22 protein-coding genes, 1 tRNA gene and 1 pseudogene are annotated in these 24,123 nt (G+C 32.7%); 17 read left to right on the forward strand and 7 right to left on the reverse strand.

Going from position 1 to position 24,123, the window contains the following annotated elements; genetic code table 11:
- Positions 1-4: 4 nt before the first annotated feature.
- From ACVC5O_RS14635 to ACVC5O_RS14645, 3 genes are all read left to right on the forward strand, one after another.
- Positions 5-1,891, forward strand: a complete 1,887-nt coding sequence (locus ACVC5O_RS14635) for a RagB/SusD family nutrient uptake outer membrane protein (RefSeq protein WP_452222228.1) — start codon at positions 5-7, stop codon at positions 1,889-1,891.
- A gap of 12 nt (positions 1,892-1,903) precedes the next feature.
- Complete coding sequence (locus ACVC5O_RS14640) at positions 1,904-3,244, forward strand: SusE domain-containing protein (RefSeq protein WP_452222229.1); 1,341 nt, start codon at positions 1,904-1,906, stop codon at positions 3,242-3,244.
- Positions 3,245-3,321: 77 nt separating this feature from the next.
- The gene (locus ACVC5O_RS14645; protein WP_452222230.1) at positions 3,322-6,189 is read left to right on the forward strand and encodes an alpha-amylase family glycosyl hydrolase; all 2,868 of its coding nucleotides are present in this window, start codon (positions 3,322-3,324) and stop codon (positions 6,187-6,189) included.
- Between the two features lie 103 nt (positions 6,190-6,292).
- Here the strand turns inward: ACVC5O_RS14645 and ACVC5O_RS14650 are convergent.
- Positions 6,293-6,382 (reverse strand) — tRNA-Leu (locus tag ACVC5O_RS14650).
- 168 nt (positions 6,383-6,550) lie between these two features.
- Here ACVC5O_RS14650 and ACVC5O_RS14655 point away from each other — a divergent pair.
- Positions 6,551-7,765, forward strand: a complete 1,215-nt coding sequence (locus ACVC5O_RS14655; RefSeq protein WP_452222231.1) for a phage integrase SAM-like domain-containing protein — start codon at positions 6,551-6,553, stop codon at positions 7,763-7,765.
- A gap of 1 nt (position 7,766) precedes the next feature.
- Here the strand turns inward: ACVC5O_RS14655 and ACVC5O_RS14660 are convergent, their stop codons facing one another.
- Positions 7,767-8,747: a D-cysteine desulfhydrase family protein gene (locus tag ACVC5O_RS14660; RefSeq protein WP_452222232.1), complete on the reverse strand. Its 981-nt coding sequence runs from the start codon at positions 8,745-8,747 to the stop codon at positions 7,767-7,769.
- A gap of 731 nt (positions 8,748-9,478) precedes the next feature.
- On the opposite strand from ACVC5O_RS14660, the gene ACVC5O_RS14665 reads away from it, so the two are divergent.
- The 6 genes and pseudogenes from ACVC5O_RS14665 to ACVC5O_RS14690 all read left to right on the forward strand — a co-directional run bounded on the left by ACVC5O_RS14665 (position 9,479) and on the right by ACVC5O_RS14690 (position 13,761).
- On the forward strand, positions 9,479-9,754 hold the full coding sequence (locus ACVC5O_RS14665) for a response regulator transcription factor (protein ID WP_452222233.1): 276 nt from the start codon (positions 9,479-9,481) through the stop codon (positions 9,752-9,754).
- A 192-nt stretch (positions 9,755-9,946) separates the two neighbouring features.
- Positions 9,947-10,773 (forward strand): annotated as a pseudogene (locus tag ACVC5O_RS14670) (RteC domain-containing protein).
- A 280-nt stretch (positions 10,774-11,053) separates the two neighbouring features.
- A complete protein-coding gene (locus ACVC5O_RS14675; protein WP_452222234.1) occupies positions 11,054-11,335 on the forward strand; it encodes a helix-turn-helix domain-containing protein in 282 nt (93 codons plus the stop codon).
- A 6-nt stretch (positions 11,336-11,341) separates the two neighbouring features.
- The gene (locus ACVC5O_RS14680) at positions 11,342-11,989 is read left to right on the forward strand and encodes a hypothetical protein (protein WP_452222235.1); all 648 of its coding nucleotides are present in this window, start codon (positions 11,342-11,344) and stop codon (positions 11,987-11,989) included.
- On the forward strand, positions 11,973-12,629 hold the full coding sequence (locus tag ACVC5O_RS14685) for an ATPase (RefSeq protein WP_452222236.1): 657 nt from the start codon (positions 11,973-11,975) through the stop codon (positions 12,627-12,629). The genes ACVC5O_RS14680 and ACVC5O_RS14685 overlap by 17 nt, the downstream gene beginning before the upstream one ends.
- 13 nt (positions 12,630-12,642) lie before the next feature.
- Positions 12,643-13,761 carry a hypothetical protein gene (locus ACVC5O_RS14690; RefSeq protein ID WP_452222237.1) on the forward strand — a complete coding sequence of 373 codons (1,119 nt, stop codon included), beginning with the start codon at positions 12,643-12,645 and terminating at the stop codon, positions 13,759-13,761.
- A 1-nt stretch (position 13,762) separates the two neighbouring features.
- Here the strand turns inward: ACVC5O_RS14690 and ACVC5O_RS14695 are convergent, their stop codons facing one another.
- The 5 genes from ACVC5O_RS14695 to ACVC5O_RS14715 all read right to left on the reverse strand — a co-directional run bounded on the left by ACVC5O_RS14695 (position 13,763) and on the right by ACVC5O_RS14715 (position 17,878).
- A complete protein-coding gene (locus tag ACVC5O_RS14695) occupies positions 13,763-14,494 on the reverse strand; it encodes an AbiV family abortive infection protein (RefSeq protein WP_282030765.1) in 732 nt (243 codons plus the stop codon).
- 28 nt (positions 14,495-14,522) lie between these two features.
- Positions 14,523-14,993, reverse strand: coding sequence for a hypothetical protein (locus ACVC5O_RS14700; protein WP_282030764.1), 471 nt, complete (start codon positions 14,991-14,993; stop codon positions 14,523-14,525).
- Positions 14,980-16,077, reverse strand: a complete 1,098-nt coding sequence (locus ACVC5O_RS14705) for a CBASS cGAMP synthase (protein ID WP_452222238.1) — start codon at positions 16,075-16,077, stop codon at positions 14,980-14,982. The genes ACVC5O_RS14700 and ACVC5O_RS14705 overlap by 14 nt, the downstream gene beginning before the upstream one ends.
- Positions 16,046-17,032: a CBASS cGAMP-activated phospholipase gene (locus tag ACVC5O_RS14710; RefSeq protein WP_282030762.1), complete on the reverse strand. Its 987-nt coding sequence runs from the start codon at positions 17,030-17,032 to the stop codon at positions 16,046-16,048. Before ACVC5O_RS14710 ends, ACVC5O_RS14705 begins: the two co-directional genes overlap by 32 nt.
- Before the next feature lie 192 nt (positions 17,033-17,224).
- On the reverse strand, positions 17,225-17,878 hold the full coding sequence (locus ACVC5O_RS14715; RefSeq protein ID WP_452222239.1) for an N-acetylmuramoyl-L-alanine amidase family protein: 654 nt from the start codon (positions 17,876-17,878) through the stop codon (positions 17,225-17,227).
- A 175-nt stretch (positions 17,879-18,053) separates the two neighbouring features.
- On the opposite strand from ACVC5O_RS14715, the gene ACVC5O_RS14720 reads away from it, so the two are divergent.
- The 7 genes from ACVC5O_RS14720 to traM are packed head-to-tail and all read left to right on the forward strand — an operon-like array spanning position 18,054 to position 24,096.
- Positions 18,054-18,341 (forward strand): hypothetical protein, encoded by a 288-nt coding sequence (locus tag ACVC5O_RS14720; protein WP_452222240.1) that lies wholly within the window; start codon positions 18,054-18,056, stop codon positions 18,339-18,341.
- Positions 18,342-18,375: 34 nt separating this feature from the next.
- The gene (locus ACVC5O_RS14725) at positions 18,376-18,660 is read left to right on the forward strand and encodes a hypothetical protein (RefSeq protein WP_452222241.1); all 285 of its coding nucleotides are present in this window, start codon (positions 18,376-18,378) and stop codon (positions 18,658-18,660) included.
- Positions 18,647-21,049 carry a TraG family conjugative transposon ATPase gene (locus tag ACVC5O_RS14730; RefSeq protein WP_452222242.1) on the forward strand — a complete coding sequence of 801 codons (2,403 nt, stop codon included), beginning with the start codon at positions 18,647-18,649 and terminating at the stop codon, positions 21,047-21,049. Before ACVC5O_RS14725 ends, ACVC5O_RS14730 begins: the two co-directional genes overlap by 14 nt.
- Positions 21,050-21,072: 23 nt before the next feature.
- A complete protein-coding gene (locus ACVC5O_RS14735) occupies positions 21,073-21,660 on the forward strand; it encodes a conjugal transfer protein (RefSeq protein WP_452222390.1) in 588 nt (195 codons plus the stop codon).
- Positions 21,661-21,662: 2 nt separating this feature from the next.
- Entirely contained in the window at positions 21,663-22,505 is an 843-nt protein-coding gene (locus ACVC5O_RS14740) for a hypothetical protein (protein ID WP_452222243.1), read from the forward strand.
- 20 nt (positions 22,506-22,525) lie between these two features.
- Complete coding sequence (locus ACVC5O_RS14745; RefSeq protein ID WP_452222244.1) at positions 22,526-23,143, forward strand: conjugal transfer protein TraK; 618 nt, start codon at positions 22,526-22,528, stop codon at positions 23,141-23,143.
- A 23-nt stretch (positions 23,144-23,166) separates the two neighbouring features.
- Positions 23,167-24,096, forward strand: coding sequence for a conjugative transposon protein TraM (gene traM, locus ACVC5O_RS14750; RefSeq protein WP_452222245.1), 930 nt, complete (start codon positions 23,167-23,169; stop codon positions 24,094-24,096).
- The last annotated feature ends 27 nt before the right edge of the window (positions 24,097-24,123 follow it).

Here is a 24,123-nt window from a genome sequence, read left to right on the forward strand (position 1 = left end):
AAAAATGAAAAAAGAACTTAAACATTTATTTGTAATCATGGCTTTGTCTTTAGGACTTGTTTCATGTCATGATGACCTAGATCAATCACCAATTGATCCTGATAGCTTTACCGAAGAAGATGTATTTGCAAATGCAACGGAAGCTAAAAGTGCCTTAGCAAAATTATATGCAAGTTTAGCCTTAACTGGTCAACAAGGACCTGCTGGACAAGCAGACATAGCAGATATAGACGAAGGATTTTCTCAATACTCTAGGATGCTATTTAATTTAAACGAACTAACTACTGATCATGCAGTTGTTGGTTGGGGAGATGCAGGCTTACCAGATTTACATGGCCAATATTGGTCAGGCAGTAACGATTTTACTGAAGCTATGTATTACAGATTAGCACAAGAAGTTTCTTTCTGTAATTCGTTTATAGATAATGCATCATTGTTAACAGATGCAGAAGTATCTAGCTTTATAGCTGAAGCACGTTTTTTAAGAGCTTTTGCATATTATAACTTAATGGACTTATACGGAAACGTCCCTTTAGTCACAGAAGTAACAACAGAATTACCAACACAAGCCTCTAGAGCAGAATTATTTGCTTTTGTAGAAACTGAATTATTAGAAATTCAAGACGATTTAAAATCTAGTGGTACAAACGAATATGGACGTGTAGATGAAGTTGCAGCTTGGGCATTGTTATCTAGGCTTTATTTAAACGCAGAAGTTTGGACTGGTACTGCTCGTTATACAGATTGCGTTACATACTCAAACAATGTTATTAATTCGACTTATAGCATAAATACCAATGATGCAAATGGTAATGGAACTGCCTATGACGAATTATTTTTAGCAGATAATAACACTAATGGAGCTCAAAACGAATTTATTTTTGCACTTAATTTTGACGGTTTAAGATCACAAACTTTTGGAGGAACAACTTTTTTAGTCCATGCTTCAATTGGTGGCTCAATGGATGCTACTGAATTTGGAGTAAATGGTGGTTGGGCAGGCCTTAGAACCACTAAAAATTTAGTCGAAAAATTCGCTACAAACATCGATGACTTAAACTCCACTTTAGGAACTCAATCAGATTGGGGAATCGTTGGAGATGGTACTCCAAATGGATGGGATGGTCCAGATACCGAAATGTATGAAACGGCAAGTAATCAATACGCACTTTATGTAGATTTAACAGATGGTTTCTTAAAATTCAGATTCAATGAAGATTGGGGAAATAACTATGGAGATAACGCAAATGATGGCTCTTTAGAACCTGGAGGTGAAAACATTCCTGTAACTGCTGGAACTTATTATATTACATTAGACTTAAATGCATTAACTTATACAATAACGCCTTTCTCTGCAGATAAAAGAGGAATGTTTTATACTGAAGGTCAAAACTTAGAAATTGAAACCATTCCTCCATTTGAAAATGGATACGCAGTTACTAAATTTAAAAATATTGATAGTAACGGAATGCAAGGTAGCGATTCTGCTGGAGATTTTGTAGATTCAGATTTACCGTTAATTCGTTTAGCAGAGATATATTTAAATTATGCTGAAGCAACTATTAGAGGTGGAGGTGGTGATTTAAGTTTAGCAACAACAAAAATCAATGAATTATTACAAAGAGCAACAGGTGGAACTTCTGCTAATATTTCTAGTGGAGATCTTACATTAGATTTTATTATAGATGAGAGATCTAAAGAATTATACTGGGAAGGTCAAAGACGTACAGATTTAATTCGATACAATTACTTTACAACAGATGCATATTTATGGCCTTTTAAAGGAAATGAGCCTGACGGAACATCAGTATCAAGTTTCAGAAGATTATTCCCTCTGCCAACTAGCATTATTACAACTAACCCTAACCTTTCGCAAAACGAAGGTTACTAATAAGTATATAAAATGAAAAAAATTATAACTAATCCCATTTACTTACTAGGACTTTTATTTGTCTTAGTTGGATGTGATGATAACGAATTGGTGACACTAAACCCAAATGCAAATATATTATTAAGTGCTTCTGAAGTAAGCCTAGTACTAACTGAAGATTCTGCTGAAGCTGAAGTTCTAACATTAACATGGACCGAACCCGATTATGGTTTTAATGCTGCAGCGACTAATAAAATTCAATTAGACTTTGCTGGTGGAGATTTTTCTGCTCCACAAACAATTTCAGCCGGGTCAGATCTCTCTAAAATTTTAATTGGTCAGGAATTAAATAGCAAACTATTATCATTAGGTATCATTCCTAATACAGCAACAGATATTAGCTTTAGAATCCAAACAACACTTAGTGAAAACACTGTTTTTACATCTGATGTAGAAACAATTAATATTACTGCATATTCGTCATTGTTAGACTTATCTACCAATTTAGGTGTCGTTGGTAGTGCTACGCCTGGAGGATGGGATGCTGGATCAGACAGACCAATATTAGACATTCCTTTTTATACAACTAGCACACCTAACCAATATGTAGCTTATGCAACTTTAAGAGATGGTGAAATAAAATTTAGAAAAGATAATCTTTGGGCTGAAAATTATGGTGACGATGGCAACGATGGATCATTAGAACCTAATGGCGCAAACCTTACAGTAACTGCTGGCAGCTATAAAATCACAGTAATTACAGATGATTCTGCTGTACCAATTTCTTACACAATGGAACCTTTTTCTTGGGGACTTGTTGGAAACGGAACTCCAAACGGATGGGATGGACCAGATACTCCTTTAACTTACAATTCTTACCAAGATAATTTTAAAGCTGCAGTTACACTTACTGATGGTGAAATGAAATTTAGATTTAACAATGATTGGGCTGTAAATTTTGGTGATGATGGTTTAGATAGTACGTTAGAAGGCGGAGGAGCTAATATTCCTGTAACAGCAGGTCATTACGTGATAACACTAGACCTTAATACTCAAACTTATGAGTTAGAAGCAATGGATCTTTGGGGATTAGTTGGAGATGCTTCTCCCAATGGATGGGATGGTCCTAACACAAAATTTTTGCCAGATTTTGGGATTAATGAAGGCTTTTATTACATCAATGGCATAACACTATTAAATGGTGAAATTAAAGTTCGTCAAAACGACGCTTGGGCTGTTAATTATGGAGATGATGGTAATGACGGCATTATGGAGCAAGGTGGAGCAAACATTCCTGTTACAGCTGGGACCTATAATGTTATTTTTGATTTCTCTGGAGCTTCACCAATGATTACACTTAATGAGTGGCAATAAAAAATTAAAAATAATTTTAAAAGTCTGCACCTGATATACTTCATTTGCAGACTTTTTTTTACTTAATACAATATAAAATGAAAAAGCTTCTATTTACTTTTTGTTTACTAGTACCATTCCTAGGTAGTTCTCAAGTAACCACTAATCCAACACCAATATTAATTGACCAACCAGTTACAATTACTGTAGATGTTTCTGCTACAACTTGTAACACCATAGAAAACCCAACTAAAGTATATGCGCACTTAGGTGTTGGTAATGATAGTGATGAATATGGTATAAAAGTAGTAGGTAATTGGGGACAAGATGATGGAGTTGGAGAAATGACAAATAATGGAAATGATACTTGGAGTATAACATTTACACCAAATAATTACTTTAATTTAACAGCTTCAGAAGAAGCAGACGTTACTAAAATGGGCATGGTTTTTAGAAACTCAAATGGAACTCAAGAATTAAAGCTCGATGATGGTGGTTGTCAAAACTTCGTATTTAATGTTGGTGCTTTTCAAGTAGATATGATTAACCCAGTATCTAATGGAACTGTTGCTGTAAATAATAACTCTGGCACTCAAATATTAGCGCAAAACACTAATGGTATTGCAAATTATGTACTAAAAGCAAATGGCTCTATAATCAATAGTTCTTCCACAAGTTTTTACAGCTATTTTTTTTCTAATATAACCGAAAACCAATATTGCGAATTAGAAATCACACAAGGTAGCTCTACAATAACAAAAAAGTTTAACATTTTAGTTAACAATACACAAATTTTAGCATTACCAACTGGTTTAGAAAATGGAATAAATTACACAAGTAATACTACTGCAATAGTTGTTTTAGATGCACCTAACAAAGATTTTGTTTACTTAGCAGGCAGTTTTAATAACTGGAATCCTAATACTAGTTTTGCCATGAAAAAGGATACTAGTTCTAATAAATTTTGGTTAGAATTAACAGGTTTAACACCTAATCAAATTGAAACTTATCAATATTGGGTTGTTGATCAATCTCCAATAACTAACTCTCCTACTATAGTAAAAACAGCAGACCCATTTTCAACATTGGTACTTTCTCCTTTTGATGACCCTTTTATACCAAATGCAACTTATCCAAACTTACCAGCATATCCAAATGGTCAAGAAAGAGAAGTAACCGTTTTACAAACAGGTCAAACTGCTTATCCATGGGTTGTTACTAATTTTGAAAAACCTAAAAAAGAAGATTTAGTAATTTATGAAGTTTTAATTAGAGATTTTGATGGAGACAGAAACTTCCAAGACCTAATAGATAAAATAGACTATTTCAAAAATTTAAATATAAATGCTATAGAATTAATGCCAGTAATGGAATTTGAAGGCAATGAAAGTTGGGGTTACAATACTTCTTTTCATATGGCATTAGACAAATTTTATGGTACAGAAGAAAAGTTTAAAGAATTTATAGATGTGTGCCACCAAAACGGCATTGCAGTAATTCTAGACCTTGCATTAAATCATGCCTTTGGAAGAAACCCAATGGTACGTATGTGGATGGATGATCCAGATAATGATGGTTGGGGAGAACCAAGTAGCGAGAATCCTTATTTTAATGAAATTGCAACGCATAGCTATAGTGTAGGATCTGATTTTGATCATTCTAACTCGTTTACAAAAGCATACACTAAGCGTGTGGTAAAACATTGGATTGAAGAATTCAATATTGATGGCTTTCGTTGGGATTTAACAAAGGGGTTTACACAAAATTGTACAGCTTCAAATGAAGGCTGCACTAATCAATACCAAGCAGATAGAGTTGCTGTTTTAAAAGAATATGCAGATTATTCTTGGTCACTAGATAATGATCATTACGTTATATTTGAGCACTTAGGAGGCATACAAGAAGAAAAAGAATGGGCAGATTATAGAGTTAGTGAAGGTAAAGGAATTATGCTTTGGGGAAAAATGACAGCACCTTACAATCAATTAACAATGGGTTATAATTCCAACAACACAATTGATGGAATGGGACATAATAGCAGAAACTTTAACGAACCAAGACTCGTTGGTTATGCTGAAAGTCATGACGAGGAGCGTTTAATGTATAAAAATCTACAATTTGGTAATGCTACAAATAGTAGCCATAATGTAACTAATTTGAACACAGCTCTATCACGCATGTCTGCTTTAGGAGCTGTAACTTTAACTATACCTGGCCCAAAAATGATTTGGCATTTTGGAGCTTTAGGTATGGAAAATTCAATATTTACTTGTAATAATGGTTCTGTTAATGAGCCTGGAGGAAGTGATGGAGATTGCAAATTAGACACAAAACCACAACCACAATGGGTTAATAATTGGTTAAGTGATACAAATAGAAATCAAATATATAATGATTGGTCTAGAATTAACAACTTAAAGATTAACGAACCTGTTTTTGAAGGCGACTACACTATATCTTCTGGTAATTTAACTCCAAGAATAGATGTATTTGACACATCAATACCAAATTCGGAATTAAAACATGTAATTGTATTGGCTAATTTTGATGTAGTCTCAAGAACCATAACTACAAATTTCCCTCCTAATATTACAGACACTTGGTACGATTTAATGGATCCAAATTCTAATACAACCACAAGTAACTCAACAACATCAATTGCAATTCCTGCAGGTCAATTTAGAATGTTTGGAAACAAAGCGCCAGAAAATTTAAGTATTAATGAATATACAAGCACAACTAATTTAAATTTATTTCCTAATCCTGCAAAACACAGTTTTAAAATAAATCAAGATTTAAAAAGCGTTAAAGTTTTAGATATTTCTGGTAAAATAGTAAAGGAATTTAACGGAGATTTCAGTAAAGATTACGAGTATAATATAGAAAAGCTATCTAAAGGACTTTATATAATTCAAACAGAAAATAACTCAGGTAGTTTCTCCAATACCAAATTTATAAAATTGTAATACAATAATTAAAAATTATGTAAGTCTAAGAATTTTCAATATATTAAAAGAATCGACTTAAAACATAAAAAAGCTTCTCTAATTGAGAAGCTTTTTTTGTTTGTACAGGCGGAGAGACTCGAACTCTCACACCTCGCGGCACTAGATCCTAAGTCTAGCGTATATTGCACCAAAGAAACACAAATACACTCATTTTCAATGATTTAAGTGTTTGTCAATTTTCTTTAAAGTCATATAATATCATATGATATCGATATTTGTTGTACCTATGTTGTACCCAAACGCAGATAATAATTTGTATCTTTACATAAGTACTTAATCAAATGATATCCTGATTTGACTTTCGCAAAACAGGTCAACGATGTCAGCAAGTGCAAAAATAGTTCTACGTAAAAAGCCCAACACCAAAGGGCTTTATCCACTTGCAATTCGAATAACTAAAAATCGACGCTCTACTTATAAACTTATTGGTCATTATATAGATTTAGAGGATTGGGATTCAAAAAATAATGAAATAAAAAAATCCCATCCGAATTCTGAAGGTTTAAATAACCTCATAACATCAAAATTATCTGAAGCTAGGAAAGGTCTTATTACTCTACAAACCAACAATAAAGATGCTTCTGCAAATCAAATTAAAAAAGAGATTTACAAACCCACATCAAACCTAACATTTTTTGATTTTGTTGATGAACACCTTGAAGCTCTAGAAGTTGAGGGGAAAATGAATCGTCTTTCTACTGACTCAGCTTGGGTTAGTTATATAGAAAAATATTGTAAAGTAAGACATCTAACTTTTCAAGAAATCGATGAACGGTTTCTCAAAAAATTTAAAATATATTTAAAAGGCAACTGTTCTCTTACCGAAACTACCGCAATGAATGTCATGGTTTTTATTCGTCTGTTATTCAATAGAGCGATTAAGGATAAGGTTGTAAGTAAAGAGCTTTATTGCTTTGGGCCAGGAAAATTCAAAATAAAATTTCCAGAAACTGTCAAAGTTGGACTCTCAGAGAAAGAATTAAAAGTCATCGAGAGCTTAGATAACCTATCTGATGTAGAACGTCATTCATTGAATGTATGGCTTTTTAGTTTTTACTTTGCTGGAATGAGGGTTTCAGATGTTCTAAAAACAAGATGGTCTCAAATTTATGATGGTAGATTACATTACAGAATGGGTAAAAATTCCAAATTGCTTTCTCTCAAAATACCATTAAAAATCGATATAATTTTAGAGGAATATGTTTGCAATAAGAATTATGATGATGACTTTATATTTCCAGAATTAAAAAAAGCTAATCTTGACGATGCTAAAGACTTATACAATAAAATTAAAACTGCTAATAAAAAATTCAACAAGAACTTAAAGTCTATTGCTCTGAAAGCTGGAATAAATAAGAAAGTAACAATGCACATTGCTCGCCACTCATTCGGAAATATTGCTAGAGACACCATCCACCCATTGATGCTTCAAAAGCTGTATCGTCATAGTGATTTAAAAACTACAATTAATTATCAAGCTAACTTCATTCATACAGAAGCTGATGATGCTTTGGAAAGTGTAATCAACTTTTAAGTTATTTTAAAAGTTCTTCGGAATAATAAAAATTTGCCGGTAAGCCACCTGTATGCCAAAAGAGCACATTAGAGTTTTTTTCTATCTTATTATTTTTAAGATGATCTATCATCCCGTAAAAAGCTCTACCAGAATAAACAGGGTCTAACAATATACCCTCACTTTGAGCCAATTGCTTTATGGCCATCTTTTCGTTTTCAGTAATTACTCCATAACCAGGTTTATCATAATCTCTAATAAGTGTTGCATCTTTAATTGAGTACGTTTTTTGAATACTCAATTCTTTTTGACCTTGATGCAGTATCTCTAAAACAGCATCGTCTAGTGTTTTATTTCCTAAACCAATTTTATCTATACTAATTGGCATTAGTTTTATATCAAGATCGTATAAATCTATACCAAGTTTAAGCCCAGCTTGTGTTCCGCCAGAACTTGATGCAAAGAAAATGTAATCGATTTTCAAGTTATTTTCTAAAAGTTGTTCCTTCAATTCTTTAACAGCATCTACAAAGCCGTAAGCTCCAAGTAAATTAGATCCACCATAAGGAATTTCGTAAACATTTCTTTTCTGTATTTCTAAATCTTGCTTTAATTTAATTATATCTTCCCCTTTTCTATTATCTCCAGTAAAATGAATTTTAGCTCCTAATAAATGAGAAAGCAATAAATTACCATTGTAATTTTTAGGCTTCTTACCACCTAACAGTAGATGGCATTCTAGTCCTGCTTTAGCACAAGCTGCTGCTGTTTGTCGGCAATGATTAGATTGTTGGGCTCCAGCTGTAATAATCGTATCACATCCGTTACTTAAAGCTTCATATATAAAAAACTGAAGCTTTCTTACTTTGTTTCCGCCAGATGCTAAACCTGAGTTATCATCTCTTTTGATATACAAATTATAGTTTGGATAGACTTTGGATAAGTTATCCATTCTCTCCAAAGCCGTAGGGAAAAGACCTAGTTTATACTTGTTATTCAGCATTTTACGCTTTATAATTTTTGATTCACACTAAGATAAGTTATATTTAGTACTCTCGGAATTTTAAGTTAAAATATTGTTGTACATGTGGTTATATGTTTTACTTAATTCAAAAATATCGATTTGTCCCAGAATACACCTACGCTTCTTCTATGCATTGGGTGGTGCTTTTCTTGTGCATAGTTATTAGCATAATCATAATTTTTCAGCTTTTTAATATTGGATTTGGTAAGCGTCAAAACATTAAATCTAAGTATCGATATCTAATTTTAGCTATTATTTTTCTACTATATAATCTTTTGAATGGTTTATTACCAGACGATAACTTTCCTGGTCCTAGATTCCTTCAATACATAATAACTTATTCAATTTCAATTGTAATGTGCATCTATCTAGTTTGGTATTTATATAAAGAATTTAATATTAAAACACCAAATACATTTTTCAAAATAAAGAACTTAATTATCATTCTTTCTCTTTGTTTTGCATTACTTTTTATAATCCCCTATTACTATACAGGCTCTCTAGATTTCGCTAGAAGTCTATTTCTAATTTTCCCTACTATACTTTCCATAGTTTTTATTGTATATTTCTTTCTAGTGATTAAAAAGAAAACTAAAAGAGACCGCTATTTTAAAATTCAAACGAATCTAGGTTTAAGTTCAATTTTCTCTTTAGTTATGCTTCCTGCATTAACTTATTTCGGCGATTTTCAGCCCATAACGCATTCCATAATGACGTCATCATTTTTTTTCGTTACTATAATGGAAGTAAATAGCTATTTATATCGATTAAAGAACACCTACAAATTAGATCAAGATATTGCAAACCTATACGGTCTTACAAATAGAGAAAATGAAATTGTACTTCAGATAATAGAAGGCTACAGTTATAAAAAAATAGCTGAAAATATGTTTATATCCTATGGTACAGTTAGAAAGCACGCTTCTAACATCTTTAACAAATCAAACTGTTCGAGCAGACAAGAACTTATTGATAAAGTGAATTAATAAACTAATCTCAATAGCATTTATGAATTGTGTATAAAATTCACATAGCAAATACGCAAAATTTACACAGTTTATTGTCCTTCATTTATGTATTTCTAACCATCTTTATTAAACTAACCTAAAATCTACCAAATACTATTAAAAGTCAATAGATAATCTATTGGGCACCGCGTGTATAACTAAACTTTTGTAATGGATTTTACTTTAAGCAATACTATCTACACTAAGGAACTTGAAAAAATCGAACAAAGTTCTTTATCCATCCTTGACACGTCCAGACAAATCATAATTCTATCTCGCAACACTTTAAATGATTTTAAAAAAGCTATTATTAAAACGGATTTTGTTTCAGTTCCAAAGGAAGTAGAATTCTTCAAACATCAAAAACAAACCTCTTTAATTCAACTTATCTATTATACCGAAATACGTTCTTTTGAACTTCAGTTTCCAAAATCAAATGTTCAAGACCAAGAAAAAGCTTTAAAGAAAAAACTTCGAAAGCTTAATCGGTTCTATTTATACAATATTGATTTCAACCAATATGTTGAAGCTAAACTCCATCACTTTGATAAGCAATATTACACAAGAGGCCATTTAGACCGTTTTCAATCTCATCATCAAAATTCTATTTTCAAGATCCTGATTTTAGTACGCCACGTGATATGCTTTTAGGTAAGATTAAAGCCTACAAGCTTTTTATGAATTACCTAAAATTAAGGCTTGATAAAATCAAAAATAGAAATTCAACCAATTACGTAAATAATACAAATCTAAAATGGACATCTTCTAAATCTGCATTGACAGAATTAATCTATGCACTTTATTATAATCGCGTAATAAATAATGGAAACGTCGACATAAAAGAAATAGCAATTGCGTTACAAAAAGTATTACAATTTGACCTTGGGGATTTCTACAAAATATTTTCTGAAATCAAATCTCGAAAAATAAGCAGAACCAAATTTTTGGATGATTTATCCAATGGTTTACTCCTACAAATGGATAGCGCAGAAGAATAAAATATCTTCCGTTTTTTAACCACATACGGTTGACCTCCTGCTTTCATAATTTTGTTACAATTATATTCTTTTTTAAATCTAAAATTCACTTATTACAACCCCAAAACGTACCAAATAGCATCAAATTTAATAATGTTAAAATTTGACCTTACTCTGGTCGTACTTGTGATTAAAATCCATCAATACTATTCAAATTTGTAGAACGAAAGTCAAATCAGGTCAAGGACTATCATTTTAGTTGAAAGAAAAATGGTAGTTCTTTTCTAAAAATAGTTCTACTATGCCAGCAACAATTATTACTACAGATGATCTCAGAGATTTTAAACTTGAATTGCTCGACGACATCAAAAAACTGTTAATTAAACAAGCACAAGGTAAACTGAAGAAATATCTAAAATCTTCAGAACTCATAGACTTACTGCAAATTAGCCCTGGCACTCTCCAAAATCTTCGAATTAAAGGCACACTACCCTATACAAAGGTTGGTGGAATTATTTTTTATGATTCCGAAGAAATCCAAAAGGTTATGGACAACAACCGTGTGCATCATAAAACGGAATAAATATGTATGAATTATATAAAACATCTCAATGCTGTATTTCAAAAATTCTATGCAGACAAAAGGCTAAACACAACTCATATCAGCTTGTATATGGCTTTGTTTCAGTTTTGGAATTTAAACCGATTTCGAGAAGAATTTTACATAGACAGGCAAGAAGTTATGGAACTCTCAAAAATTGGTTCGACAGCAACCTATCATCGCTGTTTAAAACAGATGGATTCATGGAATTATCTAAAATATTTCCCTTCACACAATCCATATAAAGGCAGTAAAATCAAGTTGTTCAATTTCGGTACAACCTCTGAACAAGCTGTGAATGAGTTTGAAACAACTACTGAACAAGCATTGATACATAATACAAACAGTAATAAACAAATAGAAAACATAAATAAAACTAAGCTACCAAAAAATGAATTTGAAGTGATTGATTTTTTTAAAAAGAAAAAATGGCCTGCTAATGAAGCCAAGAAATTCTACAACCACTATCAAGGCATCGGATGGAAAATTGGTGGCAAAATAAAAATTGAAGATTGGTATGCTACAGCGAATAATTGGATGCTAAAAGCCAACGAATTTGAAACTACAGATGCTGTTCAAAAAAAAACGGACAACCTGAGAACCAATAAAAACAAAGATTATGGTCAACCCTTGTAAAATAGTCGAAGAACACAAAACGTATGACATTGGCACGTTTGATGGCAAAGAAGTGATATACGATTTTGAAAAAATCTTAATCTACCTCGATGTTAAAGGAAAAATGCTCTTTGGTAACCAATTTAAAATCTACGAAGAAGACCGACCAATCATCTTAAAACTCTGCCATTATTTCATAAAAGACAAAGAAAATTGCGAGAAAAATGAGATTGACCCAAATAAAGGCATTTTACTTTCTGGTCCTGTTGGCTGTGGTAAAACGAGCCTAATGATTTTGCTAAAAAACATCGTACCGTTACAAAAACCTTACATCCTAATTCCTTCCAGAAACATCGTATTTGGCTTCAATCATATTGGCTATAAAACCATCGAGGATTATGGCTGTAGACAGTTTTTCTGTTTTGATGATTTAGGTGTTGAACCCATTGGAAGACACTACGGAAAGGACTGTAACGTCATGGGCGAAATCTTACTCTCACGTCACGAACTTTTTATAAACCATCACATAAAAACACACGGAACTACAAACCTAAATGCTGAAGAATTGGAAGGTCTATATGGCAATAGAGTCCGAAGCAGAATGCGAGAATTATTCAATCTTGTAGCATTCGATCAAGATACTAGTGATAAACGAAAATAAATATTTAGGAATTATGAAAATAGCAACTTTTAATGTTCAGAACTTATTCCACAGAGACAGAAGTCTTTTAGAAAAACTAACCGAAAATTTAACTGCCGATTGGACAATAGAGCTTGACAAACTCATGCTTGAACCTTCTAAATCTTTAAACCAACAAGATCGGATTAGAGAACTATCATTTTTAATTGGTTTTGAAAAATCAAGTCCGCGACCTTATGCAGTTTTGAGACGAAAAGCAGGTTTTCTCTTTATGAAAGGCCTTAGCCATTCTATTGACTGCAAAGCTAATAATCTCACAGATTGGAATGGATGGATAAAACTTCAAACCGTTCCCATTCATCCTAAAGCAACACAACATAAAGCCCAAGTTATCGCCAATGTAAATCCAGATATTTTACTACTACAAGAAATTGAGGACAGAGCTTCATTTGAGGACTTTAACCAACTCATTCTACCAGAATTTGACTGTAAACCTTTTGAACACTCTTTTGTGATTCAAGGCAATGATATGGATAGTTTAGAAATGGGAATAGCGCTGCGACATGGCTATAATCTCAAAGCTGTTAGAACCCATAATATCAATGCAGCAACTAACGATGATGGCAAAAATTTGATTGTATATGAAATTAGCACACCATCAAAAGAAACCATTTGGCTATTAAATGCTTATTTAAAAAAGCCAACAAAGAACAGAAAACAATCGGATAGTATTCGAAAAAAACAAGTTTACAAGATTGCTGAAGTTTATAAAAAGCTAATAGCTGAAGGCAAAACTAATGTCATCATCGCAGGTACATTTAACGCACCATCTTATTGTAATTCTTTATCGCCTTTAATTCAAGACACAGACTTAAAAGATATTACAAAACATCTCTCTTTTGAAGTGGATATTGATAAGGGAAACGATGGTACTTATTTCAGATTAGGCGCTTACAGAATGGGTGTAAATATTAAGCAGAAAGATTACATGTTGTTCTCTCCAGCTTTATTCAATAAAATGGAAGATAGTGGCTTAAATCGCAAAGCGATATGGCCAGAAAAGCATCCGCAATGGTCTATCTATAAATCTGTTTCTAATAGAAATGTTGCTGCTAGTGAGCATCCTTTGGTATGGGGGAAAGTTGATATTTGAATTACTTAATTTTATTTATCTCCTTAAAAGAAAAGTCTTTTAAAGCATCATTTATGAAGGTATGTAGCCCATTTTTAATTTCCTCAATCTTATCATTTGACAAATGCTTTGTGATTGAAGGATGAAATAAAATTCTTAATTGTTTATAAAATATAATCAGTCGGTTTGACGTATCTAAGATTGAATTATAATCCTCCTTATTGACAGTTTTTTGTGGAATTAAAATTTCATTCCTATAATCTACATAAAAACCTGCATTTTTTAAGTCATTGAACTTTTTGATGCCCTCAATCCTATTAATTGCCGAACTTACATTTGATAATACAAATGCGGCATCAGATAAAAATTGTAATGTATTATTGAGCCATTTCTTTTTCGTGTTAAGAATTTGCTTTTTGATTTCTCTATTTTCCCATTTATCAATTGTCTCAAATAGAGACATTCCGGTTTCAATAAGCATTTGAAGTGAATGTCTTATTTCATGATTTTTAAAAAATCCTTTAGCATCTTTAAGTAAATACACTCTGTACCCATGACTATGCAACAATACCAATATTGCTTTTATAACTTCTTCGGAACTCAAAATAAGTAAAGAACTTGCGCTGCTATATGATTTGTTTACATCAACTAATACTGAAGAATCAGATTTTAATCGTTTTGCATTTTCAAAGATGTAAATATTTAAATCTTTAGATTTTGCTTTAGATAGATTAATAAAAGTTACTTCTTGCATTGTATTAATACTTTAATTTTTATGGCAATTATTCTACTAATTTGTTTAGCCTATGATCTATATGTGGATGTTGCCATTTACCAGTAATATTGTATAGTTCATAATAAACAAACCATTCTTGTGTCCAAGGGATAATAGTATCATAGAGGTTATGATTTCGTGAATCCCAAACTAAATCATCTGACTTCGCATGATATAAACAAAGTGAGTTATCTGATGGGAACATATGTATTTCGTCATTATAATCAATTTGTGGCGAATCAACGAAAATCTTTGGTGGTGCGACAGCATTGTAAGTTAACGTATATCGGTATTCTGGCGACTGTTCTGTCGGCTTACAAATACCTTTTACAATAAGTACACCTTTACTAATACTACAATCCAAAAAATCAAAATATGTCTTTAGCAACTTTTTTTCACGGATTAAAATAGCTCTTTTAATTAAACCTGCTCTTGATGATTTTTGGATTCTATTTTTATGAAATTTACTTCCCGCCATAATTAGTATGCGGTTTATTTTTCACACTTCCTGAATCGCTTATTGACCCATCTCTTTTTGTATGCGCAGTACCTGATAGAATACTTGCCGATTGAGCTAGTAATGCTTTTTCTTTAGCGTCAACATCTTCATCTGCTCCTAAAGGAAACTTATCTCCAAAGTGTTTTCTCCATAGTTTACTTGATTTTAACTGATTAGGCTCATCTTCAACTGCTTTTGTAGCATCTTTGATGAAGTCGTCAAGGTTGGAAAGAAAGTTATTTTTTCTTGAATCATCGTAATCTGAAAATAAATCATCATATGGTGTTCCAGGAACAATACATTCAAAACTATTGTTTAATGTCGTCTTAATAGTTTCTAATGTCTCTTTTATCGAGATGTCATCTCTATCGTTATATTTAATATTTTTTTCAGCCAAAATGCACATGGCTAATCCACTTGGCATTTTATTTCTTTTAAAATCTCCCCAACCCTTTAAAAACTTTACTACTCTTACTAATTGACCATTCTCATCTTTAGCCCCAGCGAACCAATCAATAACCTCTTTTGGATCACTCTCTTGTAATTCTTCATCTTTAACTGCTAAACGAGGATGTTCCCAATCTTCTTGAAAATAGTATACTGGAAAATCAATATGATAATCTGCTGCATAAATAACTCTAACACATCTTTTTCTATGTTGAGGATCGGCAGAAGTAGCACCAGTTACTGCATCTTTAACCCATTTTTGAAGGGTTGTACCTGTCACTCCTACTTCTCTTTTAAAATAGACACCATCATCTAAATCACAATCATCATCTTTCGTTACAATAGTAGTTTTCATTTTGTAACTACCTTGAATATAAAACTCAGGCACATACTCTGGATGATTATCTTTGAAATATTTTCTAATTCTATCTCTCAATACTCTTTTTGACTCCTTCAGACGGTCTTTTTTTGCCGACTTGATTGTTAAATTAACATTATAGTCTTTAAAAAGTTTATTACAGTTTGCCATATTATAAGTTTTTTTTCTAGGTTTCTTTTCATTAGTGTTTTTGAGTAATAGGTAACTACCTATTGCCAAAATAGGTATCCAATACATCTTTACAATTTTTTTGATATTCTCTGGTTGCTCGTTCAGCTAAAGCCTCCAATTTATTTGCGTTTTTCTCATCCATAGCAACTTTAAAGTTATCATCAAACTCTAAATCAATTCTATGGTAATTAAAATCGTTATTAAAACTATTCAATACAGAAATAGAGTTATGCACTATTTGTGACTGACTTTGCATAAACAATTCGATAATTCTTTTTTTCCAAATCCAATAAAAAACTTGCCATCTTTTTTTCTTCTTGGCATTGGAAAATATTTTTTGCCCTGTTCCTAATGAAAGTAAATCTATATCAGAAAGATCTCTTTCTAATCTAGTCTGTGCTTCTATAAGTGCAATCATGCTCGGATTGTTTGCATAAACACCACCGTCTACCTTATTGGTAAAACTCTCAACCGTTGTAGAATCGATCTTCTTAAAATTATTTGAATAAGGATTGAAAAAAGTAGGTGCTGCCGATGTTGCCATTGCCGCCATATACATAGGTATATGCTTATCTAAAATTAAATCTGATGCATGTGGTGTTTTAAGAACTTGTGTTGAACCATCCGTTAAGCTATAAATAGGAATCAGCAGTTTCGTTTTTGCATCATCTATTCTGGGATGTACATCTTTGTTATGATATTCCTTGAATATATCTTTTAAAAGTTCTTCCAATGGTTCATTATTGTAAAATGCACGTCTAAAAATATTGTATCTTTTTTTTCCAAAAATAGTGTGCGCATTATCTTTATAAAGTTCAAGAATTCGTTTTGCTGGAACACCTAATGAGAGAGCTAATGCTATTATACCTCCAGTTGAAGTGCCTGTTATAATATCGAAATGCTTATGTATTTGTCCTTCTCCTATTTCTTCTTCAAGCAAGGCTAAAAATTTCGCAGGAAAAACACCTTTAATTCCTCCTCCGTCAATGGACAATATTTTAAGTCTTGATTGGTTTTGCATATAAATATTATAATTTCTTTAACATTTATATCAATAAGCTGACCAACATTATTTTAGTGCCATTTTTAATTTAATTGTGACAAAATGTCAATAGTAAATTAAACAATCACAACCTATTGTTTCTACATAAGGAATTAAATAAGGCTACTAAAATTTCTTTTAAAATCTTAACAATCGCAATCATAAACTCACTCATAACCCCAAAAAATTAATAATCGATTGAAGTATAACCAAAGCAACAGCACTTTGAGACTCTTCTTTAGATAAATATATCGCCTCATCAGTTTGAGATAAAAATCCAAGTTCTAAAAGAACCGTTGCATTACTATTGTCGTTATCTCGTAACACCTGAAAATTTCCATATTTTAATCCTCTGTTTTTAATGCCAAGTATATCTGCCAATCCTTTTTGTATCATAAATCCTAAATAGGCAGATTCTTCGGCTTGCACTTCGCTTTTAGGATGAATGAAAACTTCTGTTCCTGATGCTGTTCTGTTTATGGCTTGATTACAATGTAACGAAATAAATATATCAGCTTTTAGTTTTTTGGATAGCTGTGTTCTATCGTTAAGGGATATTAATGTGTCTGTATATCTCGTTAGAAATAACATTATAGGATTCTCAACTAGCTTATTATTGAGCACCATTATTTTAGAAGCAATACCTAAAGCAATATCTTTTTCCTTTATACCATTTCTGGTTGTTGCACCAGCATCTTTTCCACCATGTCCAGGATCTATTACTACAATAGGATTCCTTACTTGGTCTTTACCATTTTGTGCATAAGCATAGTTTAAAAAAACTGTACAGAATAGTAAGAGTGTAATTTGATTTAATGTGTTCATAATAATCGTTTTAGATTACACAATATTCAAGAAATCAATCACTTCCTTAATAATCTTCAAAAGTTTAACACCATCTAGCGTTAAAATTTAGAGATTTTCTTCCTTCATCTTCATTTCATAATAGATTTCACAAAGTAAAATTAGAAACTGCCTCTACAGGCTAAACCAAATAATTATGAAAAAATCAATTTTTGTCTTACTCGTATTCTTGCTAACATCAGCGTCAAGCTTTGCTCAAATTGGTGGTATTGAAGATTCTGTAAACGATGTTTCAGATACCATTAGAACTATTTTCCCCATCATTCTTGGTGTCATTTTCCTTATTGGATTCCTATTTAATGCTGGTCATTTCTTTGGCGAGAACGCAGACCTTAAAAAAGGGATTACTCGTGTTTTAGTATTTGTTCTCATCGCTGGTGCTGTTGTAGGCATCTTCACTTACTTAATAACAATAGTTGTTTAATGACCCTCATCGAGGGCTTTATTAGAAAAGCTATATGAAGAAATACGAAGTATATAAAAACATTAGGAAACGGGCGGTCATTTTTGGCTTGCCCATTTCCCTATTTGCCTTAATGATGGTTTCTATATTATCATCATTATTAATTATCATCTTCTCTTTCAGTTTTGGGTTGATAATTGGCATTCTGATTTTCAATTCAGCCTTATATGTTGCCTTGACTCGCATAACCAACAATCCACAACTTTTTCAGATGGCAAAAGCCTTTCCAAAAATTATAAGCAACAAAAGAAATTCCGGCTTCGATTATGAACAAGATTAATATTTCAACATATCAACCCATTTTAGATATTCAAGACAATATCGTATTTGCCAACAATGGCAATGTGATTCTATGTTATGAAGGGAATCTACCAGAAATCTATTCCTTGTCCGAAAAGGATTTTGAGGATATGCATGGTGCATGGTTTCAAGCTTTGAAATCGTTACCTATTGGAACTGTTGTCCATAAACAAGACATCTACCTTAAGAAATCTTATTCTTCAGAAAAACTTCCAAACACCACCTTTTTAGAAAAAGCAACACACGAGTATTTTAGAGGTCGTGGACACATAGAACATAAATGTTATTTGTTCTTTATTTTAACTAAGAACAAAGCACTCAACAATCCGAAATACGTCAATCCCTTCAGAAAAATTTCAAAGGGAATTGTACAAGAATTGGATGATAACATTAAGAGCTTCGCTAATTCTGTAAACGATTCGGTTTCCTTTATAAATAATAGTAGAAAAATAGAATTTCTTCCGCTAAATGCAGAAGATATTCAGCAATTAACAAGTAGTTATTTTAATGGTTTCAATGAAGGATTTGATACCGATATTTTATTGGAAAAGAAAAGCGTCAATATTGGCGAAAACCACTTTGATGCGCTCGCCATCAACAGCGAATTATGCTTTGGCGAAAATGTTCAAAGTAGCAAAACCAATGAGAAATTCACTTCGGACGATTTTGTATTTCATCAAGGGTTTATTGATGGCTTAGGACTTACACTTAATGAAAACCATATTGTTAACCAAATTCTTTATTTGGATGACAAACAAAAGTGGCGCAAGCTATTGGATAAGAAAATAGAAGAACTTAATAAAAGTTCCAATTTTGGTTCACAGAACAAAGTGGTTCTTACAAAAATTCAACACATTCTAGATCAAATCAATGCAGATGACAATTCACGTATTATACGTGGTCATCTCAATATTGTCTATTGGTCGAAAGATGTCAAAAAACTAGACAAAATCACTTCTAAAATAAAAACCGAATTCAAGGAATTAGATATCATTCCTTATTATCCAAGAGGCGAAGAACGCAAAAATTATATCCTAAATAGCTATTGCTGTTTTTCGTCTAATTTCTCGAACAACGATCTATACGTAACTGATTTAAAGCATGCCCTTTGCTTGTTTATAAATAACACCAATTACAAATCGGATAAAACAGGCATCATCTTTAATGATAGAGAGCATAATATTCCGGTATTAAAAGATGTTTGGGATGAAAAAAAGAAGCGAATCAAGGCTAGAAATTTTGCCATTTTCGCACCTACAGGCGAGGGCAAATCATTTTTAGCGAATAACATTCTGCGCCAATATTTTGAAAGTGGTGTTCGTTTAGTCATAATAGATTTGGGTGGTTCTTATACCAAATTCGCCAAGCTCTATCCTGAAAAATATACCGTATTACGATACGAAAGCGGAAAGAACTTAGGTATCAATCCCTTTTATATTAGTGATGTAAATGATTTAACACCGGAACGGTTAGAGGATTTATCGGTATTTCTTTTTGAATTGTTTGCTTCGGATTTAAAAGTAACTAAAGCGCAATCAGTTTCGGTTAAAAAGATACTGCGCCATTATTACAATAGCACTTCAGAAAATCATTCATTGGAAGGTTATTACAACTTTATAGAAAGGCACCAGGAAAATCTTCTGAGCACATTAAAAATCCATCCCGACTACTTTAATGTTACAAGCTTTCTGCATGTGATGTCTGAGTATGTTGGCGATGGTCTATATAGTTTTCTATTTGAGGTCAGCGAAGACCAAACTTATAAAATAGAAGACAAACGATTAATTGTTTTTGAACTCGACGAAGTAAAGGACAACAAGGAAATCCTGTCTGTAATGTTGAAGCTTATTAAGTCAGCTATTCAAAGAACAATTTGGAAAAACAGAGCTGAAAAAGGTATCATCTTATTTGATGAGTTTGCCAAACAACTGAAGTTTGAAAATGTTCTTGAAAGTGTAGAGTTCTACTATCAAGCTATCCGAAAACAAAATGGCGCTATTGGTATTATTCTGCAATCCATTAATCAGCTTCCGAATAATTCAACATCCGCAAGCATATTAGAAAACACGCAAGTTATCTACAGTCTGAATAATGAAAAAGGTTATGATGAACTGGTTAAAAGACTCAACCTCTCTAGCCATGATCTGAACCAATTAAAATCTATAAAAAACAATCTTTCTGGACAAAGGAAGTACACCGAAATGTTCATCAAAATCGGAAAGGAAAGCAACATTTTTAGGCTCGAAGTTCCAAAAGAAGTGTATGCAGCCTATTTAACCGATGGACGAGAAAATGAGGACATCATAAAGCTCTACGAAGAGCATCATGATATGCAAAAAGCAATAATTCAATTCACATCTAAAAATTAAAAGCAATGAAAGCAATGAAAACAATGAAAACAAAAATCAAAACAGTAGTAATCGGGTTAATCTTTAGTATTGCCTTTTTATTGCCTAGCGGTGCTACCGCCCAAGGTATGCCCACTTATGACAATACCAATTTTATCAGTTTGGTAAAACAACTTGTAGAATCTGGCAAACAGACAGCTCAAATGATTAAGTCTGTGAAATTTCTAAAAGATGCAAAAGAAGCCATAGAAAAAGTGTCGAGTGTGGTACAGCAACTCAGAGCGGTTGAGGAAATTGCGCAAAACAACCAGCGACTTATTCAGGTTATGCAAAACGATTTGCAAGACATTTTGAACTCGCCTTATATAAAACCTGAAGAGGTTACAAGAATTGCAGAATCATTCGATGCGATAGTCCAAAACTCATTGGACACCGTTGAATTTATGGGCGAAATTTTATCCAGCGACAATCTTAAAATGACCGATGCCGAACGTGCAGAAGTTCTTAAAAAGAAGGAACAGGAATCCAAAGAAATGGTTGCAAATATCACTACAAAAACGAAACGATATAGAGATATTATTTCCTTCAGAAAAATGCAAGATAAAGTTAATAATCGCGAAACAAATTATTAGAAATGACCGCAACCATCATTTTAGGAATTGGGCTAGAGTATATCGATACGGTATTTCAAACCATACAGAACAGCAGTTTTTCGCAATATACCATTGCAGGGATGAAAACGCTTGCCGTATTGTTTTTTCTTGTCAATATCCTAAAAAAGTATAACGAAGGTATTGCGGATAAAGATGGCTATTCTTGGGGATTGAGTCCTGGTGAACTCGCAAAGAATTTTGCTGTGGTGCTTTTGGTAATATTTTCAACGCAGGTGTTAGGTTTTTTTGATGGTATTTTAGTTGCTATTGAAGGACAATATCGAGGGACTGCACCTGCGTTATTACCATTGCAATTACAAGATTTACCGCTTGAAGAAGATGTCGGTTTATTAGATGCTGCAAGTATGGCAATGACTTTACTTTATGAAGCTTTAATAACACCACTTTATGGATTCAAGATATTAGCTTTTATGCTGAGTACCATTTTATGGATTCTTGACCTGTTTATCTACCCGCTTTTTTTAGCAGAACGCTTCTTTCTTTTAGGCATTATGCAAGCATTTTTTCCATTGGTTATAAGTTTAGCTGTATTTGAAAAATTCCGCTCTCTTGCCTACACATTTTTCAAACTCTATGCAGCAGTTTATATGTTAGTGCCAGCATTTTTTCTGGTCAATGTGTTTGTCAATGCCATCTATACTGAAATTAACACCAATTTCTGGACCAACTTATTTGGTACCGATTTTGGCCAGGGCTTTTTTGCACCTGTCGTACAATTAGGCTCGGTAGGCTTTATCGTATTCCTGAAATTCAAGTTATATAAACGCGCTACATCCTTTACTCTTAGATTGTTTACTGCCTAAGGCAGATTAAAGATTAGAATATGAAAACACCTTATAGAAATATTTACAACGTCCTAAAGCTGAATCGATTTATCGTTTTAGCAGTAGTCGTTTGTGCATTGCTATCTAGTACTTTTTCGGTTTGGATGGTATTTAATACCAACAAAAACGCGATGAATAGTGCTTTTGCCATTAATACAGATGGAAGTATCATTCCGCTGAAACTCGTCAACCAAAAAGAAAATTTTAAGGTTGAAGCTTTGGCACATTTAGAACTGTTTCACAACTACTTCTATAATATCGATGCAAGCAATTATGAAAAAAATCTTAAAAAGGCACTTTGGCTTGGTAATAGTTCAGTCGATAACTTATATCGTCAGAAAAAAGCGGATGGTGTCTATAATCGATTATTGCAATATTCCTTAGTACAAAAAGTACTGAGCATCGAGTCGCAGATAACAGAAAATAATGGCTCGTATGGTTTTACCACGACCACCATTTTTGAAATCAACAGAGGTTCAATAATCGACACATATGAATTGGTTTCCACCGGAAACCTAATTATGGTTGACCGAAACTTCCCAAACAATCCGCACGGATTGTTAATTACCAATTATTTCGAAAACACTTTAAAAAAATTAAGCAATGAAAGCCCATAATGGGCATTTAAAATACCACTCTTATGAAAATTGAAAAAAACAAAATAGTATTTATAGCAGTATTGGCTATTGTTTTCATATTCCTTATTTCTTATTCCTTGATGGTAATGGGCGATGACGAAAACGAGAATGACAACCTTGAACAGACCTTGATACCAGATTTGGAAGAAAATCAAAAAGAGTATGATTCTAAGTTGGACGCTCTTAATGATTTAAAAGAAGTACGCGAAACCAATGCACCCAGCATCTATGATGAAAAATTAATTGATTCTATGGGTTATTACGATCCAGACCTTCCAGAACGTGAAAGAAAACGTATTGTAGATAGTATTTATAATGCAGGAAAAATTCAATATTCTGATAAAAAATATCAAAACTTCGGACAGAAGAAAGTCGAAAAGAAGCAACCTATAGAAATTGATTCTTCAGAAATACTTAGAGAACTTAAAATTCAAGCTAAAGAATTAGGCCTTGAGCATCAACTGTTTTTTGCAGCTGCACCAAAACCCAATGAACTTTCTATTATCGGCAATACAGACGCAACCATTTACGTGGTTGTTGATGGCGACCAAATTGTTAAGGCTAATACTAGACTGAGAATGCGACTTACTAAAGCTGCAACAATCAACAGTAAACTAATGCCCAAGAACACACTTATATTTGGTTTCATAAGCTTTCAACCTAATCGCGCATTAATTGAAATTGAGAACATCAATCATCATCCCACAAAACTCAAAGCTTTCGATTTACAAGACGGTAGTGAAGGCATATATGTTGAAAATAACTTTAGAGCTGAAGCGACAGGTGAAGTTCTGGACGATGTTATTGGCGATATCAATATCCCAACTGTTCCACAAGTAGGTGGTATTACAAAGGTACTAAGGCGCAGTAATCGAAATGTAAAGGTTACTGTACTGAACAATTATAAACTTATTCTAAAACCAAAATTATAACCCATAATGGGTATTTAAAAACGCACT

The sequence above is a fragment of the Lacinutrix salivirga genome (assembly GCF_053604675.1).